At 66.5% G+C, this 16,478-nt stretch carries 22 protein-coding genes and 1 pseudogene; 1 reads left to right on the forward strand and 22 read right to left on the reverse strand.

Annotated features, from left to right (window positions below; genetic code table 11):
- Positions 1-224: 224 nt before the first annotated feature.
- The 13 genes and pseudogenes from OMP43_RS03805 to OMP43_RS03865 all read right to left on the reverse strand — a co-directional run bounded on the left by OMP43_RS03805 (position 225) and on the right by OMP43_RS03865 (position 11,654).
- Positions 225-1,229 carry a contractile injection system protein, VgrG/Pvc8 family gene (locus OMP43_RS03805; RefSeq protein WP_280278386.1) on the reverse strand — a complete coding sequence of 335 codons (1,005 nt, stop codon included), beginning with the start codon at positions 1,227-1,229 and terminating at the stop codon, positions 225-227.
- Positions 1,229-1,654: a phage tail protein gene (locus tag OMP43_RS03810; protein ID WP_280278388.1), complete on the reverse strand. Its 426-nt coding sequence runs from the start codon at positions 1,652-1,654 to the stop codon at positions 1,229-1,231. Before OMP43_RS03810 ends, OMP43_RS03805 begins: the two co-directional genes overlap by 1 nt.
- Positions 1,651-4,275, reverse strand: a complete 2,625-nt coding sequence (locus tag OMP43_RS03815) for a phage tail tape measure protein (RefSeq protein WP_280278390.1) — start codon at positions 4,273-4,275, stop codon at positions 1,651-1,653. The genes OMP43_RS03810 and OMP43_RS03815 overlap by 4 nt, the downstream gene beginning before the upstream one ends.
- 4 nt (positions 4,276-4,279) lie before the next feature.
- On the reverse strand, positions 4,280-4,408 hold the full coding sequence (locus OMP43_RS03820; RefSeq protein WP_280278391.1) for a GpE family phage tail protein: 129 nt from the start codon (positions 4,406-4,408) through the stop codon (positions 4,280-4,282).
- 8 nt (positions 4,409-4,416) lie between these two features.
- Positions 4,417-4,779 (reverse strand): phage tail assembly protein, encoded by a 363-nt coding sequence (locus tag OMP43_RS03825; protein ID WP_280278393.1) that lies wholly within the window; start codon positions 4,777-4,779, stop codon positions 4,417-4,419.
- Between the two features lie 61 nt (positions 4,780-4,840).
- Positions 4,841-5,347 (reverse strand): phage major tail tube protein, encoded by a 507-nt coding sequence (locus OMP43_RS03830; protein ID WP_280278394.1) that lies wholly within the window; start codon positions 5,345-5,347, stop codon positions 4,841-4,843.
- A gap of 39 nt (positions 5,348-5,386) precedes the next feature.
- Positions 5,387-6,581, reverse strand: a pseudogene (locus OMP43_RS03835) (phage tail sheath subtilisin-like domain-containing protein).
- Positions 6,582-6,592: 11 nt separating this feature from the next.
- Entirely contained in the window at positions 6,593-6,955 is a 363-nt protein-coding gene (locus tag OMP43_RS03840; RefSeq protein ID WP_348538590.1) for a GPW/gp25 family protein, read from the reverse strand.
- A 5-nt stretch (positions 6,956-6,960) separates the two neighbouring features.
- The gene (locus tag OMP43_RS03845; RefSeq protein ID WP_280278397.1) at positions 6,961-7,533 is read right to left on the reverse strand and encodes a phage baseplate assembly protein V; all 573 of its coding nucleotides are present in this window, start codon (positions 7,531-7,533) and stop codon (positions 6,961-6,963) included.
- Positions 7,534-7,609: 76 nt separating this feature from the next.
- Positions 7,610-7,888: a hypothetical protein gene (locus tag OMP43_RS03850; protein ID WP_280278399.1), complete on the reverse strand. Its 279-nt coding sequence runs from the start codon at positions 7,886-7,888 to the stop codon at positions 7,610-7,612.
- A 20-nt stretch (positions 7,889-7,908) separates the two neighbouring features.
- Positions 7,909-10,188 carry a hypothetical protein gene (locus OMP43_RS03855; RefSeq protein WP_280278400.1) on the reverse strand — a complete coding sequence of 760 codons (2,280 nt, stop codon included), beginning with the start codon at positions 10,186-10,188 and terminating at the stop codon, positions 7,909-7,911.
- A gap of 12 nt (positions 10,189-10,200) precedes the next feature.
- Positions 10,201-10,752: a phage tail protein I gene (locus OMP43_RS03860; RefSeq protein WP_280278401.1), complete on the reverse strand. Its 552-nt coding sequence runs from the start codon at positions 10,750-10,752 to the stop codon at positions 10,201-10,203.
- Complete coding sequence (locus OMP43_RS03865) at positions 10,749-11,654, reverse strand: baseplate J/gp47 family protein (RefSeq protein WP_280278403.1); 906 nt, start codon at positions 11,652-11,654, stop codon at positions 10,749-10,751. Before OMP43_RS03865 ends, OMP43_RS03860 begins: the two co-directional genes overlap by 4 nt.
- 96 nt (positions 11,655-11,750) lie before the next feature.
- On the opposite strand from OMP43_RS03865, the gene OMP43_RS03870 reads away from it, so the two are divergent.
- Positions 11,751-12,689 (forward strand): DUF6602 domain-containing protein, encoded by a 939-nt coding sequence (locus OMP43_RS03870; protein ID WP_280278405.1) that lies wholly within the window; start codon positions 11,751-11,753, stop codon positions 12,687-12,689.
- On the opposite strand, the gene OMP43_RS03875 is transcribed toward OMP43_RS03870, so the two are convergent.
- From OMP43_RS03875 to OMP43_RS03915, 9 genes are read right to left on the reverse strand one after another with little or no spacing between them, the layout of a single operon-like run.
- Positions 12,676-13,347: a phage virion morphogenesis protein gene (locus OMP43_RS03875; protein WP_280278407.1), complete on the reverse strand. Its 672-nt coding sequence runs from the start codon at positions 13,345-13,347 to the stop codon at positions 12,676-12,678. The two genes, OMP43_RS03870 and OMP43_RS03875, sit on opposite strands and share 14 nt — an antisense overlap.
- Positions 13,344-13,832: a phage tail protein gene (locus OMP43_RS03880; protein WP_280278409.1), complete on the reverse strand. Its 489-nt coding sequence runs from the start codon at positions 13,830-13,832 to the stop codon at positions 13,344-13,346. The genes OMP43_RS03875 and OMP43_RS03880 overlap by 4 nt, the downstream gene beginning before the upstream one ends.
- Complete coding sequence (locus OMP43_RS03885) at positions 13,829-14,098, reverse strand: hypothetical protein (RefSeq protein WP_280278411.1); 270 nt, start codon at positions 14,096-14,098, stop codon at positions 13,829-13,831. Before OMP43_RS03885 ends, OMP43_RS03880 begins: the two co-directional genes overlap by 4 nt.
- On the reverse strand, positions 14,082-14,579 hold the full coding sequence (locus tag OMP43_RS03890) for a hypothetical protein (protein ID WP_280278413.1): 498 nt from the start codon (positions 14,577-14,579) through the stop codon (positions 14,082-14,084). The genes OMP43_RS03885 and OMP43_RS03890 overlap by 17 nt, the downstream gene beginning before the upstream one ends.
- Positions 14,579-15,139, reverse strand: a complete 561-nt coding sequence (locus OMP43_RS03895) for a lysozyme (RefSeq protein WP_280278415.1) — start codon at positions 15,137-15,139, stop codon at positions 14,579-14,581. The genes OMP43_RS03890 and OMP43_RS03895 overlap by 1 nt, the downstream gene beginning before the upstream one ends.
- Positions 15,136-15,501: a hypothetical protein gene (locus OMP43_RS03900; RefSeq protein WP_280278416.1), complete on the reverse strand. Its 366-nt coding sequence runs from the start codon at positions 15,499-15,501 to the stop codon at positions 15,136-15,138. The genes OMP43_RS03895 and OMP43_RS03900 overlap by 4 nt, the downstream gene beginning before the upstream one ends.
- Before the next feature lie 2 nt (positions 15,502-15,503).
- The gene (locus OMP43_RS03905) at positions 15,504-15,719 is read right to left on the reverse strand and encodes a tail protein X (RefSeq protein WP_280278418.1); all 216 of its coding nucleotides are present in this window, start codon (positions 15,717-15,719) and stop codon (positions 15,504-15,506) included.
- Positions 15,719-16,195, reverse strand: a complete 477-nt coding sequence (locus OMP43_RS03910; RefSeq protein WP_280278419.1) for a head completion/stabilization protein — start codon at positions 16,193-16,195, stop codon at positions 15,719-15,721. The genes OMP43_RS03905 and OMP43_RS03910 overlap by 1 nt, the downstream gene beginning before the upstream one ends.
- Positions 16,192-16,392, reverse strand: coding sequence for a hypothetical protein (locus OMP43_RS03915; protein ID WP_280278420.1), 201 nt, complete (start codon positions 16,390-16,392; stop codon positions 16,192-16,194). The genes OMP43_RS03910 and OMP43_RS03915 overlap by 4 nt, the downstream gene beginning before the upstream one ends.
- Positions 16,393-16,478: the final 86 nt, after the last annotated feature.

The following is a 16,478-nucleotide window of genomic DNA, read 5'->3' on the forward strand; positions in this document are numbered from 1 at the left end:
TGATGCGGTTGGCACCCATAGCGGTACTTGGAGTTTAGTTCAAATAGATACGAATGTGAAACGAAATTCCATGCGCGCTCGATGAGAGGTGGCTGGTGATCTGCCCCTTTTTGGGATGGACCGTCGAGTACGAGCGCCACAAGGCACTTGCTCAAGGCTCGTCTCCTTCGACGACCTTGAAGCAGAACTCACGCACAAACGGAATCCCTGAATGCAGACAACGCCTAGGGCGCCAACTCGAGCTGCACCTGGCTGGTGAAGCCGCCGTTGCCGTCTAGCTGGTGCTGCACCTCGGCGATCACCCAATTCGTGGCGTCGATCTCCGCCTTGAAGCCGGCAACGCCCGTCTTCTGCTCAGGGTACAGGTCCACGCGGCCGAGCGCGAGCGTGACGGACATCTTGCGCGGCGCGCGCTTCGATCGGCTTGCCTCGGCGGCAACCGCCTTCTTCGCCGCGGCCTCGCTCGCATAGGTGCGGGCCAACTTGCGCTCGGGGCCATCGCCGCTGCCCGCGGAGACGGTCTTCTTGGCGGCGCTCTTGCGATCGTGCCAATCTGCGGTGACTTTGCCGGCCCCCTCGCGCGCCTCGATGTCGAAGCTATGGCGATCCTGCTGCTGGCGATTGATGATCGCGGTCGGCAGATCCTTTCCCGATGCCGTCTTGCCCGTGCCGATCGGCGCGAAGACGAGATAGCCGCGCTTGATGGTGGCGAGCGCATCGTGTTCCTTGCCCAGGCGGCGCAGGAAGGCGACGTCGCTTTCCCGGCATTGCGACAGCGATTTGACGGTGATGGCCGCCAGTTTCGCTTCGATCCGCGGGGTGAGGGCGTTCCCGTTGGCGATCTCGCGAACTACCGTGCCCAAGGTGACATCGTGCCAGCTGCGGCTGCGGCGTGTGCCGATCTTGCTGGTGAAATCGACCGCACGGGCGCGGATCGTGACCGTGTCGGGCGGCCCGGAATGGTTCACGCTATCCACCTTGAACCGGCCCTTGTCGACCAGGCCGGCCCGCACGTCGGGGCCGTTGAGCCAGCCCAGCTCCAGGCTGATTTCCGCGCCTTCCTTCGGCAGCGCCAGCAGGCCATCGGTATCGTCCAGGGCGATATCGAGCTGGTCGGCTTCGCTGCCCCGCTTCTCGGTGAGGCGCAGGGAGACGAGGCGCGGGCGCATCTTGCCCGTCACGTCGTTCCCCGCGACCACGACGCGCCAATCCGGGTAGTTCACCCCCATCATCCGCTGGCTCCGGTGCTGTAGGCGCTGCCGGTTCCGGGCGCGCCGGCTTCCAACAGGTCGATCGCGAAGTCTATCATACGCGCGGTGCCATTGGGCGTGAAACGGCTCTGGCGTTCATCGATACCGGTGATGATGTAGGCGCCCCAGACAATGCCGGAGCCGTCCACCAGCGGCCATGCCTCCCCCTCTTCCGCCATCTCGCGCAGCTGATCGATCGAGGCGCGGCCCTTGCTGATCTCGGCGGGTGCGCTGCCCGACAGCGAAATGGTGTCGAGATCCGCGCCCAGGAACTGCAGGGCGTCCTTTGCGCCGACCACCGAATTGCGCGCGACGCGCCACGAGCTGCGGCGTTGCAGCTCGTCATAGGCGAGGGTGGGGATCGAGAAGACGAACATCCCCAGCGACATCAGCTTGCTGGTCATGCATCGGCTCCATCGCCGAAGTCGCGCATCGAGGAGCGCTCATTGGCGCGCCGATCGCGTTCCAGGCGCTCCAGCTCCTTGCGCACCGCCTCGGCGATATCGGTGGCGGATTGTCCATCCTTCGCGTGGATATGTATCTCGACCTTGGCGATCGAGAGGCCGGAGCCGGGGGGAGCATGGGCAGCCGCTGCCGGCGGGGGGGCGGCGGCGGCCATCGCCGGTGCGGCCGTCGCCACGGCACCCACGGCGAGCGCTGCCTTTATGCGCTGGGAAAGCTCGGTGATGCGCTGGACGGGCGCCTGCTGGTTCCGGATGATGCCCTGATCGAGTCCCTGCATCATGTAGCCGCCGAAGCCCATGAAGACGCGGGACGGGGAGTGAATGCCAAGCTTCTCCTTGAACCAGCTGGCGGCCGAGGATGCTGCGCCGACCACGGCATTCTTGAGCGTGCCCAGCATACCCGTGATGCCGCCAATCAGGCCGCGGATCAGGTCGGCGCCGACGGATGCGAGCTGGCCGGCCATCGTTCCGCGCAGCCATCCGAGCAGGGCGAGGAAGCCCGCGAGCAACAAGCTGGTCGGGTTGAAGCCGATGAACGCCGTGCCGAGGGCACTTACGCCATTCACGAACAAGGCCTTTACCGTCGCCCAGATGCCTGGAAGCCAGGCGACCAGCGCGGAAAAGGCGCGGATCATCAATCCCACCGGCGAGAAGTTCATGATCGCCGAAGCCATGAACTGCAGGCTCGCGAAGAAGGCGCGCTTGATGCCTTCCCAGAGCCCGGCGAACCAGGCGGAGATCGGCCCCCATTTCGCATAGATCAGGTAGCTGATCGCAATCAGCGCGCCGATACCTAGCACGACGGCAGCCACGATGCCGATCAACGGCAACATCGCAATGTTGAAGGCCCCTGCGACGAAGGTGAGCGCCGCGAATGGAGCCAGAAGGCCGGCGATGGCAAGCGAACCCCCGCCGATGATCACGAACAGCGCCGAGAGTCCGAGGGCGGTCAGGCCGATCGCGCGGGTGAGGGTGGGATGTCGCTTCGCCAGGCTGCCCAGCCACTTGGCCCAGTCCGCCGCCGCGCCGGTGATCTTCGACCAGGTTGGAAGGAGCTGGGTGCCGAAGTCAGTTGCCAGCGCGCGCCCCGCCACCGCTAGCCGCTGGGTGGATTCCGCCGCGTCCTGCATGCGTTGCGCGAAATCGGTGTCCGTGGTGCCAGGCGAATTCATCGCCTCCGTCCGGATGCGGCGATATTCCTCCATGTTGGCAATGATCGGGCGCAGGCCCTGCTGCACCTGGGAATCCTCGAACAGGAATCCGATCCTCGACATGTCGCCCTTCAGCGCCTTGTTCGTCAGCTCGGCGATTGCTTCGAGGGGCGTCTTGCCCTCCGCATAGGCCTTTTTCAGCGCCCGGGGCAGGTTGATGCCGAACTTGTCGAACGCCTTGATCGTCTGCGGCGAGCTGAGCTTCTGCAGGATGTTGGAGACATTGGTGGCGGCCGAGGACGCGTCGCCGGCGCCCTTGCGCGCGATCTGCAGGGCGGCGGCGAGATCCGCGACCGCGCCCACTCCCTTTTGCCCCAGCGCCTGATAGCCGGCGGTGAGGGCGGGGAAATACTGTGCCATGTCCTTCATCTCGAAGGCGCCGGCCTTGCCGGCGGCCGCCATGACATCGATGACGCGGCCGGTCTGCTCGATCGGCACCTTGAGATTGTCGCTCACCGCGAACGATGCCGATGCCAGGTCCGCCATCTCGGCCTTGTAGGCGGTGGCTGCGCGGCCGATCGGCGTGATCATCTTCATCGCGTCGCGCGGATCGAGGCCGAAGCCCGCCAGGGCGTCGACGCCAGCCTGCATCTCCTCGGGCAGGCGATTGGCCGCCTGGGCGGCGGCGAGCAGCGTCTGGCCGAGCTTGTCGCCGGCGGCGCGGCTGAGGTTCGCTTTCTGGGCGATATCCGTCATCGTGGACTGATATTTCGCCGCGGCGTCGATCGTGCCCAGCACCGGGCGTGCGATGGTCTGGCCGGTGGACACCGCGGCGAACCCGCCGGCGGCAAGCCCGGTCGCGCGGCCCTGCACCTGGTCGAACCGGCTGCGGGCCTCCGCGAATCGCCGCGCCCTGGCATCCACCTGTTGCAGGCGGCGCGACTGCTCCTGGATCTCGCGATTGGTGCGCTCCATGGCCGCGCGCAACTCGCGCTCGTGGTGGACCAGGTCGTTCGTGCCGACGCCGGCAGCGCGGAGACGATCGCGCATCCGCTGTAGCTCCGCGCTTTCCTGCTCGTGCTGCAGCTTCAGCGCGGCGGCCGCGCGCTTCGCCTGTTCGAACTCCCGCGTCAGCGCGCGGGATGGGTTTGCCGCCTCCCGCATCTGGCGGGCGAGCGACGCGACACGCTCGCGCGCCAATCCCATCTGTTCCCCGGTGCCCTGCAGGCCCGTCTTCAGCGAGCGGAACGATGCGATATCGGCCTGGGTGCGCTGCAGCTGCCGCAGGCGCTCGCGCGTTTCGTTGAGGGCGCGGCCCGTGCGGCTGCTGCTGGAGGCAATGTCACGGAGCGAGCGGGAGGCCCGATCTGCCGCTTCGAGGATCATGCGGATGCGTAAGTTGCGGTCCATAGCTTCAGTCCTTGATGCCGTTCATGGCCTTGAGGCGGTCGATTGCGAGGGCGCGCCAGCGCATCAGATCGGGGATGGACATCCCGTCGGAGGCGGAAGGCGGCCAGTGGAACACCGCCGCCAGGTCCGCCATCACCTCCTCTACGCGGTCGGGGAGGCCGGCTTCATCGCCTTCGGTAGCAAAAAATCCGCCACCTCGGTGCCGAACTGGGTGATATCCGCGGGATCGATGCCGCCCGCGGACCAATAGGCCTTGTGCAGCACGGGGATGGTGATGCGGGGCGCGAGCGTCTCCAACTGGCTCACATCCATCTGGTAGAGGCTGGAGATCTGCAGGCCGCGCAGCTCGGGCGCACCCGGCTTCCGCACCTTGATCTCGGTGCCTGCAGGGTGAACGACCTGGCCGTTCACCACGATCGCGGTGTCGAGGAAGAAGCTGCGAAAGACCGGGGTGCCATGGTTGGCGGTGGCGGCGGCAATGGCGGTGGTGGAAGAGTCGGTCATGGATGCACCTGTGAAGTCGAGGGGGAAGGGAGGGCCGCGCAGGGCGCGGGCGGCCCCGGAATCAGACGATGGCGTTGCGGATCTCTTCCAGGCGATCGACGCCGCCCACGCGGAAGATCATGTTGAGCAGGTCGATCTCGAGCTCCTCCACGCCGTTCCAATCGACGCGCAGATAGGTGAGGGCCGACTTCACCTTGAACTCGCCGGGTTCGCCGGCCTTCGCTTCGCCCATCTCGATCTCGGTATGGCGGCCGCGTACCGTGATCTCGACCGTATCGACATCGCCCGTCGAATCGTTCTGGTAGGCGCCGGCAAAGCGCAGGAAGACGCCCGAGGCGTTGGTAACCCCGAACTGGCGCAGCACGTCGCGCATCGGGCCGCCGGTGGAGAACTCCATCTCCAGTGCGTCCAGGCCCATATCGAGCTTCACCTTGCCGAACATGCCGCCGCCACGCCAATCCTGCGTTTCCAGCGCCAATTTGGGCAGGGTGACCGTGCCGATCTCGCCCAGGTAGCTGAGCCCTTCGTTGAAGAGGTTGAGATTCTTGAGGATGCGGGGAAAGCCCATGGCTTAGCTCCTTGATATCGTGCGGGAAGGGTGGGCGGATCAGCCAGCGGCACCGGCGGCGATCGAGAAGTTCGCCAGATAGGTGTCGGTGATGCGCTGGGTGAGCTGCAGGTTTTCGAGCGGCGGCACCGGCGTATATTCGTAGTCGATCGCCAGCTTGCCGGCCTTCAGTGTATCGGGCGTGTTCTTCGCCGGATCGTACCAGGCCTTGCCGCCGAGGAGCTGGCCCGCCGAGACCATTGCGCGGATCTTGCCGTTGATCGTCTCCACGATGTCCTTGACCAGGCTGGGACGGAGCGGCTTGTCGATCGCCCACATCATGCCGCTGCCGATCGTGTCGAGCAGCACCTGGGCGGTGCGGGTGGCGCTCTCGAAGACGAACAGCGGTTCATCGGAGCAGGTGCGGCTGCCCCAGGCGCGGAAACCGCCGCCAGCGCGGATCAGCGCGGTGATCTCCTTCGCGTTGAGCAGGTTCGCCTCGCAGCCGGAATCCTGGATGTCGAATTGGATATCCTTGGTGAGGCCGAGGACGCCCTGCACTTCGACATTGGAAATCGTCTTGTGCCAGCCCTGCTCGCGATCGATGCGCGCGCAGGCCGAGGATGCGCGCGGTGCCGAAGCTGGTGGCGTTCGCCGCGGCGACCTGGTCGAAGGCGATGAAGTCCGGATAGAGCAGCATCAGCTCGCGGGCCGAGAAGTTGGCGCGATAGGCGATGGCGGCGGCGGTATCGACGCCATTGGCAGCGGCATAGGCCATGCCGCGCAGCTTCTGGGCCACGACGATCAGCGCAGCGGTGACCGCCTGGGTATCGAGGCCAGGGGCGCCGAGGATGCGCGGCTTGACGCCGAGCTGGGCTTCGGCCGCGAGCAGCGCCTGCATGCCCGTCTTCACGCCGTCGACCGTGGCGCCGATCACGTTCGCATCGGTGCCGGCAGCATCGGCGCCGGTGGCAACGCGGACGACGACGACGGGGCAGGTGACCTGATCCGAGATGGCGGTGAGCACGCCGCGCAGCGTGCCGCCGGTGCCGGCGACGCCGATCGCGGCGCTCATGTCGTTGACCAGCACCGCCTTGTTGAGCGGAAAGGCGGCGTTGAGCGCGTTCAGCGCGGCGCCCACCGGCGCGGTGGCGGTGGCGACCAGGCCGATGACGGCGGTGGCGACCGTGACGAGGCTGCGCGCGCCCTCGTTCACTTCGGTGATGGTGATGCCATGCATGAACTGATCGGGCATGTGAGACTCCTTCAGGCGTAGACGGGGAGGCCGCTCTGCGATGCGAGCGGGATGGTGAGGCGGGTGCGGAGGTTGGGCTGCGCGGTGTCGGTGCGCTTCCCGTCCAGGACGATGTTGAACGCGCCCGGGCCGGTCTGCTCCAGGCTGACGCGGGTAAGCGTGATCCGCGGTTCCCAGCGCTGGATAGCCAGCGCGGTGGCCGCGTAGATGCGAAGGCGGCTCGCCGGGTTGGCCGGCTGATCGACCAGCTCGGCGAGCAGCGAGCCGAACTCCCGGCGCGCGACGCAGCTGCCCAGGGGCGTGCCGAGGATCTTGCCCACGGACTGCGCCAGGTGGGCCTCGCCGGCGAGCGATTTGCCGGTGCGGGCATCCATGCCGATCACTGCGGCGGCCCCGAGACGCCACCGCCGGCGGTGACGCCGGTGTGCTTGTGATCCTTCAGGCTCTTTCCGCCGCCGATCACGTCGGCCGAGCTGGTGATCTTGCCGGAGGCATCGAGCTTGCCGGTGAGGTTGATATCGCCTTCGACCTCGACATCAGCCGTGATCTTCAGGCCGCCGGGCGCTTCGAGCAGGGCGGTGCCTTCGCCGGCGAGCTGGATCTTGAGCGCGTGGGCCTCGGGATCGTAGGAGAACCGGCTGCCGTCCTTGAATTCGAGCAGCACGAGCGGTTCGCTGGATGGGGCGGGATGGGTGTCCGAGAAGATGCCGAGCACGGCGATGCCGCCTTCATCGTCGCCCTCCGGGCAGAGCAGCATGCACTGCTCGCCGACGCTGGGCGGTGACCACACGCGCAGCATCTGGCCGGCGCCGCCGGTGGCCCAGGGGATATCGCCGGTGACGTTGTCACCCACGCGGACGCGGCACGTGGCCGCGCCCAGGTCGATCCGTTCGATCGTGCCCAGCTGCAGGATGTTGCCGATGGTGCGGCGCGGATCGGCGAGAGCGCTCATGGTGCCGGACATTGCCGACCACGGTGCCGATCCGCGCGCGGGAGAAGCTGTAGAGACCGTCTCTACAAGAACGGGCCTATTCCGCCGGCGCCGTCTTCTTCTTCTTCCGGCCCTTCGACTCCTCGCCCGGTTCCTCCTCCTCGGCGGGCGGCGGGTTGGTGATCGCACCGGCGGCGATCTTCGCCGCGACGCCGGCGCCGACTTCCTCGACCCGGGCGGCGGTGGCGACCTGATCATAGGCGCCGGCCTCGTCGTGACAGGCGTTCACGTCCCTGGTGTGCGTGACGCCGGCATGATCATAGGTGACCGAGACGGTGCGGGTGTCGGCGCTATAGCCGTTGACCTTGATTTCCATGGTGGGCTCCTCGTTGAAACTCAGCGGCCGATCGCTCGCCACATCAGGGCATCGGCCTGGGAAAGGCTGCTCGCGGCGGCGGTCCATTGCAGATAGGCGAGGCCGTCGGTCGTGGTGGTCGAGCTGAACTGCGCGATCATGTCCTTGCGGTTGCTGGCGTCGAAGTTGCACGCGGTGGGGGTCAGGTTGATCGAGGCCTGGTCGGTGAACGGGATCGGATAGTGAATGCCGACCGTACCTTCGGGGAACGGGCCGATGATCATGCCCCATTGTTCGATCACGCCGTTCGGCCGCTTCTCCCAATAGCCATAGGCGTTGGAGCCGGCTCGGGTAGCATCGGTGAGCAAGGTGAAGTCCGAGGCGTGGCGGCCGTCGAGCAGATCCGCATCGAGGCCGGATCCGGCGCCATCGTTGCCGGCATCCCAGATCGTGTTCCCACCGCGCTGGAACCAGGATGCGGAGATCGCGATCGTGGATCCTACCTCATTCACCAGCGCCAGGGTGCTGCCCGTGTGCTGGATATAGCCCTGGCGCGTGGTGTTCGCGGCATCGAAGAAGCTGATGAACGGGGATGCGGCGCGGACGCGCAGGCCTTCGCTCGCCGTGCTCTGCACGGTGCCCAAGAAGGTGTCGCCGTTCCTGTTGACGGGGGTATAGCCCAGGCGCCCGACGATATCGGCATAATAGCTCCCGTGCTGGCCATCGAGCAGGTCGGCGTCGAGCCCGGATCCGGCGCCATCGTTCGCCGCGTCCCATACCAGGCTGCCCGCGCGCGTGATCGTGCCGGAGACATTCAGTGCGCCACCGATCGACGCGGTTGCGCCCTGGAGAACAAAGCGCACGACACCGCCCGGATCGTAGATCGACAGCCGGTTTCCCCCGTTCACCAGGTACCAACGCGTCGCGACGGTATTGGATTCGTCAAACAGCTCGATCGCATTCCCGCCCGTCGACTGCAGCCCGGTCGCGCTCACGCGACCGGTGAAGGTCGCACCGGCCAACAGGGCGAACTCCGAGCCCTGGCGCCCGTCCAGCAGATCCGCGTCGAGCCCGGAGCCGGCGCCGTCGTTCGCGATATGCCAGACCTGGTTGCCGTTCTGGGTGATGGCTCCGCCCGTGTTGAGACCGCTCGCCACGGCCAGATCGCCGGCGGTGGTCAGCCGCATCAGGATTGAGGCGCTGGTGTTCATCCATTCCCAGTTCGCATTGTTGATGAAGCGCGTGGGAGCGGAGCTGGAGACGGAAGCCCAGTTGTTCGAATAGAAGGTTCGGGCGGTGCTGTTGAACTGGATGTCGCCCGTGAAGTTGGCACCGCTGAGCAGCGCGAAGTCCGTGGCATGGCGACCGTCGAGCAGATCGGCATCGAGGCCGGATCCGGACCCGTCATTGCCGACATGCCATGGGGCAATGTTGCCCTGATCCCAGACCGTCCAGCCACCGCGTGTCAGCGCCGTCCCCGCAGCGATTGCGCCAGCAGCATTGAAGGAGGGCGCGGACACGCCGCCGGCAAAGGCTGCGCCAGAGAGAAGCGCGAAGTCCGTGGCGTGGCGGCCGTCGAGCAGATCCGCATCCAGTCCGGAGCCGGCGCCGTCGACCGCGACCAACCTGCCAAGGATCTCCGAGCCGGTGTAATAGACGGCATTCAGCGGCGTGTAGCCGAGCCGCGCGGTGATGTTGGTGTAGTAGCTGCCGTCTTGCCCATCGAGCAGGTCTGCGTCCAGTCCCGAGCCGGCGCCGTCGACGGTGAGCAGGCGCGCCAGGACGTTCGCCGCCGAGAAGGCCAGCGCCATCCCGCGCGGGGTGAGCGCCTTGATCGCGCTGGCCAACGCGAGCGCGTCCGCATCGGTGGCGAGCTTGACCACGCCGGCGGTGTCCGTGGTCGCCGGCGGATTGAGGAAATTCGCGTTGCCGAACTGGATCATGGCCGCGGCGATGTCCGCGAAGATCACGTCGATGGCGAGGAGGAAGATGGCCTGGGCGGACTTTTCGCCGATGACAGCCGGTTGGCCATAGGCGCCGAACAGGGTGCCGTCCGAAAGGTAGAACGCCACCGAGCGCACCGTGAACACGTCCGCGCTCTCGTCGCGCACGATGACGTGCATGGTGTCGGCCGCGACCGCGCTCCCGCTGATCGTGGCGATTCGCTTCACTTCGCCGGGCAGGGCGGTGGTTGCCGGCGTGGCCACGATCGGCGTGCCGGAGAAGCCGACCTGCTCGATCGTGACGGCATTGGTGCCGTTGTGCTTGGCGTTGACTAGGGCGGCGCGGCCTGCGTCGGTGACGATGAACTGAAACGGCATGCGGGTCTCCGGTCAGGCGGCGGGCGCGTCGAGCGACAGGCGGGCGAAGATGGCGGGGCGGGCGGCGGCGACGATGCCGACCTTGCGGGCGAAGCTGACGCCCTGGGTGTAAGTGAAGTGGGAGCGCACGGGCTTGGTGCGGCGGACCTCGGCGATCACCGCGTCTGCAAAGGCTGCGCTGGCCTCGGTGCCGCCGGCGCCCGACAGGGTGACGGCGAGGTTGAAGGTGTGGGGCTCGCCGCGTGGCGTGGTCTGCCACCACTCCCGCAGCGCGACGGCGCCGCCGAAGCTCTCGACCACGGCGCGAACCGATTCCGCTGTGCCCTTGCGGCGCTGAATCTCGATCGCGCGGCGGACGCGCGCGCGCTTCACCGGCTCGGGCCAATCGCTCGACCAGCTGTCGATCGAGAGCGCCCAGGCGAGATAGGGGAGCAAGTCGAGTGGGCAGTGGTCCGGCGAGACGAGTTGGCGGAGCGGGACCGGGAGATCGGCCAGGCGCGCCATCGCCGTCTCGATCGCGCGCTCGAGCTTCGTCGCGTTGGGGGGGAGGAGGCTCGCCGTCATTCGCCGACACCCGCATGGGTGACGTTGATGGCGGTGCACCAGCTCGCGCTTTTGCGGTCGATCACGATGTCCGCGGCCGGCAAGGTGAGCACGACGTTCTGCACGCCCTCGCAGTGGAGCGCGGCGAAGATGCCCGAGCGCGTGATGTCGAGCCCCAGGCGGTGCTGGCGGTCGCGATACTCGCCCGCGCGCCGTAGGGCCTCGGCAAGGACGATCGAGCCATCGGGACCTGCGAAGGTCGTGATCGCGGCCGTGATCGCATAGGGCACAATGTGCGCACCCTGGACGGTGACCGCGTCCGTGAGCGGGCGCCGGGTTTCGTCGGAAACGTGCTGATCGACCATGGCGAGGAGCGCGGGCGGTGCCGTGCCGTCGCCGGTTCGCGAGAGCACGGTTACGAGCACTTCGCCGGGGCTGGGGCTGATCGCGGATGCGTCGAGCACATCGCCCGACGCCGACATGGCATGGAAGATGTAGGCGCCCTCGGGCCCGGCGACGGAATATCCTTCGGGTGCCAGGACGAGCCGGCGGCGGAGATCATCGTCCTTTTCGCGGACAGGATCGATGCCGGCGGCGGGATCGCCAGGTGCGATCACCAGGCGCGTGACGCCCATCAGCGCGGCCAGATTGTCGAGATCTTCCTTTACCGCATAGGCCGGCATCACCGCCTTGGCAGCGTCGTTGACGCGGCCCCGCAGCAGAAATTCACGCATCGCGGCAACCTGAAGCAGGCGCATCGCCGGATCGGATTCGACCAGCGCGTCGAAATCATCGCCCATCAGCTCGACCAGGTTGGCGACCATCTCGCCCAGGATCTGCTCGTAGCTGAGCGCTTCGATCACGCTCGGCGCCGGGAGGCGCGAGAGATCGACCGCGGTGAAGGTGGCGGGAGTGTCGGCCATGCCGCCACTTCGGTGCGGCACGGGCTGGGCCGCTAGCCTGCAAACTTGTAGAGATGGTCTCTACAGGAGTGGACCATAGCGGAGGAGGAGAGGGTTTTGCCGGAAGAGCACCCGCTATACGATTTTCTCAATCAAGTAACCAACGAGATGGCTTCCGAATATCGGCGGATTGTTGCACGAGCTGCTCAAGATCCGGGAACCGCTGGTGACGAGGGTGAGGAGAACTGGGCCAGTTTGCTTCGTGACTGGATTCCGGCTGGCTATCATGTCAGGACAAAGGGCAGGTTGATTAGCGTAAACGGTAGGCTGTCGGACCAGATCGATGTTGTGGTCCTTAAGCCGAGTTATCCGCCTAAACTTCTTGAGAAGAAGCTCTGGCTAGCCGACGGTGTTGCGGCGGCGTTCGAATGTAAGACAACTTTGAACGCTAAACACCTAAAAGACGCAGCCGATCGAGGGCAAAAATTAAAGTCACTATTGCGTCGGCGCTTTGGAACTCCGCGTTCCGAGCTAACTAGTCCCTTAGTTTACGGCGTGCTTGCTCACTCCCACTCTTGGAAGGGCAAGAAATCGACACCTCTGGCTAACATCGAAGATACGCTGACAGCCGCCAGCGAGCCTGTGCCGCACCCGGCACTCCTGGTTGATTTGGTATGTGTCGCCGACCTCGCCACTTGGACCTGCCTCGTCGATACGACGCTACTATTTACTAGGGAAGGAGACGGCCGAAAATGGGACGAACGCGGTCCAAGATCGACATTTATGAGGCTTGCGACTGATAGACAGCCAGATCGCGAGCCGCCGACCCCAATTGGTGTGATGTTGATGTTTCTGTTCGAGAAAATGGCACGAGAAGATAGTAGTCTAAAGGAGATTGCGCGGTATTTTGTGAGAACGCAAACGTCCGTGGCCGTCGGGTATGGCAAATTCAGGGCTTGGAACCCAATGCTTCTAAGTCACGAATTGCACATGAAACTTTCGAAACAAAAATATTCGTCAGATCCGGACCCGGAATGGAAATTTAGTTTCTCGTGACCTCCAAATGAGCGAGCAACCAATCCAGCATCCGCTGCATTTCGACATCCGTTACCCCCAGCAGCTCGCGCCTTGGATAGCGGACCAGCGCGGCCTTTGCCGCGGGGCGGTCCCGACCGCCTTCCTGGTGAACGCCCGCGATTTCGGACGCCCTCCCACTGAAGCCAACCCATAGTTCACGATCTGTCGCGCCAGCGCGAAGGTTTCGGCCATTGCGCAGCTTCCGGAACATCGCCGCTCGCCGGATGCTGCCGGAGCGGCGAAACTTGCCGGCCCCTTTGTTCTGCTCGGCGGGTTCGACGGGCAACCAGCGATCGACCTTGTCCCAGAAGAAGCTACGGATGCCACCGGCCTCGACATCGAAGCCGGTGAGCAGGTTGCCCTCGTGTACCCAGCTTTTCATCAGCACCAGGCGCGGCTCGGCTGCACCGCGCGGATAGAGGAACTTGACCGCATAATTGCCGGGGCGCGGCGGTTTCTTCTGACGGCGTGGCGTGTAGGCGGAACCATCCGGGGCTTGTTGGCGGCCGATGCGCGCGGACTGCGACCTCTGCAGATCGCGCGACATGGCGCGAAGGATGCGGCGGCGCTCGCTCGGGCCGATCTGGCGGAGCAGCGCGCCGGCGATGCGTTCGATCTCGGCGAGATCGTCCGTCATGCGCCGGGCGGGGTTTCGGACTCGGCGACAATGTCGGCGCCAAGCTTGAGCTGACGGAGGAGAACGCAGCAAACGCCCGCAAATTCATCCGCCATGACCGGCTCGGGAAGTGCCACGGTGCTGAAGCCGCCCTCGGGATTGACCTGCACCTGCACGGTCTCGGTCAGATCGATGTAGATCGACACGTCGGCCGCCTTTTCATCCATCAGTTCCGCACCGAAGGTGAAGGGCTGCCGCTCCGGCTTCTGGAGGAGATCCGGCTGCGCCTCGGCGATCCAGGCGAGCACGGGCACCAGGAGCGCCGGCACGTCGCCGGCATAGTCCTGGACGACGACATTGAGCGTGTAGGCGCAGACGAAGCCCAGCGAGCCTGCCGAAGCGACGACGCGCCCTTTGTCGATGAAGAGGCTGAGGCGATCCGGGCTCGCCTTCAGATCGGGCACATGGGCGAGCAGCACCCGGCGCAGCTGATCGGGCTTGTTCACCGCGCGGCAGCCTCCCGCACTGCGCAGGCGCCGGGCGAGATCCAGTTGATCAGGCGCACCTGGCGATCGAACAGGTCGCGATATTCGATCGCCAATCCCTGCAGGGGCCCGCGCAGCGCCTTGGGGAGCACGGCGGCCGTATCAGTGGGGAAGGCGCGCGCGGGCTGCGGACAGGCGAGCAGGTCCGCCGGCGGCGTATCTTGCACCGGCACGGCGATCACCTCGGGCGAGACGTGCGCGATCGGACGGCTAGCGCAGCCCGCCAAGATCGTTGATGCCGGCAAAGTAATTGCCATCCACGCGATCATCGTCGCCAAGCTGCGCATCGAGCCTCTCCATTTTCGTGACTGCACGGCGCCGATCGGCGGCATTGGCCGCGGCGGTGCCGCTATCGGTGTTCGTTTTGGCCGCGCGGGCGGCCTGGGCATCCCCCAGCACCCGGGCGGTCGCGGCCTGGCTGCGCGCCCGGTAGGCGGCGAGATCCTGGACCGCTTCGCCACAGACCTGGCCGCGCGCCTTGGCGACCTTCCGCTTGCCTTTGGCGGTGTCGACCTCGACGATTGCCGCGTCGGTGGTGGTGCCGGCGAACGCGCAGACCTGCTTGCCCCAGCTCGCCCAGGCATCGCGATCGGCGGCGACGCGGCGGGCATGTGCATAGGTGCCAGCGGCGAGGGCGGCGAGCGAAAGAAGCAACAGCCACTCGCGCGCGCTGCCCACCCAGCGAAGGACGGAAAGGACCGACTTCATCAGAGCCCCCTCAAGCAGATCTCGCGCTCACGCTGCCGGCGAAGGGTGAGGCCCCGCACCGCTTTGCCGCCGGCGCGATCCCAGCGGAGCAGTTGATCGCAGCCGCTGCGCCACTCTCGGGCGCGCATCAGGCGGGCGAGCGAAGACCGGCAGACCGCATCGGTCCCGACATTGTAGGCGAGCGAGATCACAGCCCATCGCTGGTAATCTCGGCCCGCTTCGCGAAGCGTGGGGATACAGGCCATCACCGGTTCGGCATGCTCGACCAGCTGGCGCTCCAGTCGCCGCGAGCATCCCTCGGGCGTTTCGAAGAGGCCGGGCTTCACATCGGCGGTGTCGCCATCGCAGATCGTCAGCACGCCGACCATGTCCCGATAGGCCGCCAGGTGCTGCGAGCCAGCCTTGTGCTCGACCTGGAGCTGGCCGTCTGGTGCTACGCGTGCTTCGACGGTACGACCGCTTTCGTCACGCGGGATCGAAGTGCCCAGGCCGATGGCGGCGATGACTCCGACGATGGCGACTAGCGACTTTCGGGGAGGTGCGGGCGTTCTTTCGGTCACTTGCCGTCCTTTCGCGAGGGGAGGAAGCGGTCAGCCAGGCGCGCGGGAATGCCCGCGATCACGTCACTGGCGGCGGCGATGAACCGGGGCGTCGCCTCGAAAGCGACCATCCCGATCGTGAAGGCGATGGCCTGCATGACGAAGGGATCGGGGGCCGCGCGAAACCAGAGCGGCCAGAGGGCCGCGACGGCGCGGGTGATGAACCAGCTGACAATGATGCCCACGGCAAGCTGAACGAAGCGCTCGCCCCAGGTCAGGCCGCGCCGCCAGGCCATGCTGACGGCGGCGCCGATCGCGCCGGGCGCGAGGCCGGAGAGGAGCGTTAAGCAGGCCTCGTAAAATGCATGAAGCTTGGCTTCCATACTCAACTCCAGAGCTGGACGATTTCGCGGGTGGGGGCGGCGGGCGTGGCGATTGCGGGCACGATCACGGGGGTGCCGAGGGGCAGGACGGCGCCCAGATCGGCAAGGCCGGGATTGGCGGTCAGAACGGCGGCCAGGGCATCGGGGCCTAGCCCGCGTTCACGCCACAGCAGTTCGTCCAGCGTGTCGCCCTGGGCGGCAGTGAGCCTGTCTGCCATCAGATCAGCTCCACCGCTGTGCGGCCGACGCCGAGCATGTCGCGGATTGCGTGCAGGGCATCGCGCCGCAGATCGGGAATGACCGGGTCATTGTCATCGGCCTTGCGCTGGCCCGCACCGGTCAGATCGACATCGCGCTGGCGCTCGACCAGGCTCGCCTTCACCCAGGCGGAGATCGCGATCCGATAGAGCACGACCAGGCGGCTTTCGCCGTTGATCTGGGGCGAGGACACGGCAGCGAGGCTGGCGGCGCCAAGGTTCCGCAGCCGGAGCGGCTCGAGTTGCGGGTTTGCCCAGAGCATCGCCCGAACGATCGCGTCGGTTAGCTGATCGCCGGTGACCGCGTCGCGGATGCGCACTGCCTTTCGCAGATCCTCGGGATGGATGTCCGGGAACCAGCCATCGTTGACGATCGCGGCGCCGGAGGGCGGATCGGGCGGAGGCACGATCGAGGGGGCGCAGGCGAAGCCGCTCATTGGAGGTTGCCCGCGAGGATCGCCATGCCGGCGATGAAGGAGGCGATGCCGCCCCCGATCCCGGCGATCGACGCCATGTAAACCAGGCGGTTGTCTCGCGCCCAGGCCAGGACCATGCCGCCGGCAATCGCCAAGCCGGCGCCGATCGTCACCAGGGCGGCGGCGGCGAGCATGGCGAGGGCGACGGCGAGCGACATGGGCGATCCTAGAAAATCGGGGGTGGGGATCGGGACTGCGATGGCCCTCAGCCCGAAGGCCCTCCCATCGCGCGCGATCCGCCCCC

Origin of the sequence: Sphingomonas sp. CBMAI 2297 (genome assembly GCF_029870595.1) — a bacterium.
Classification (GTDB): Bacteria; Pseudomonadota; Alphaproteobacteria; order Sphingomonadales; family Sphingomonadaceae; genus Sphingomonas.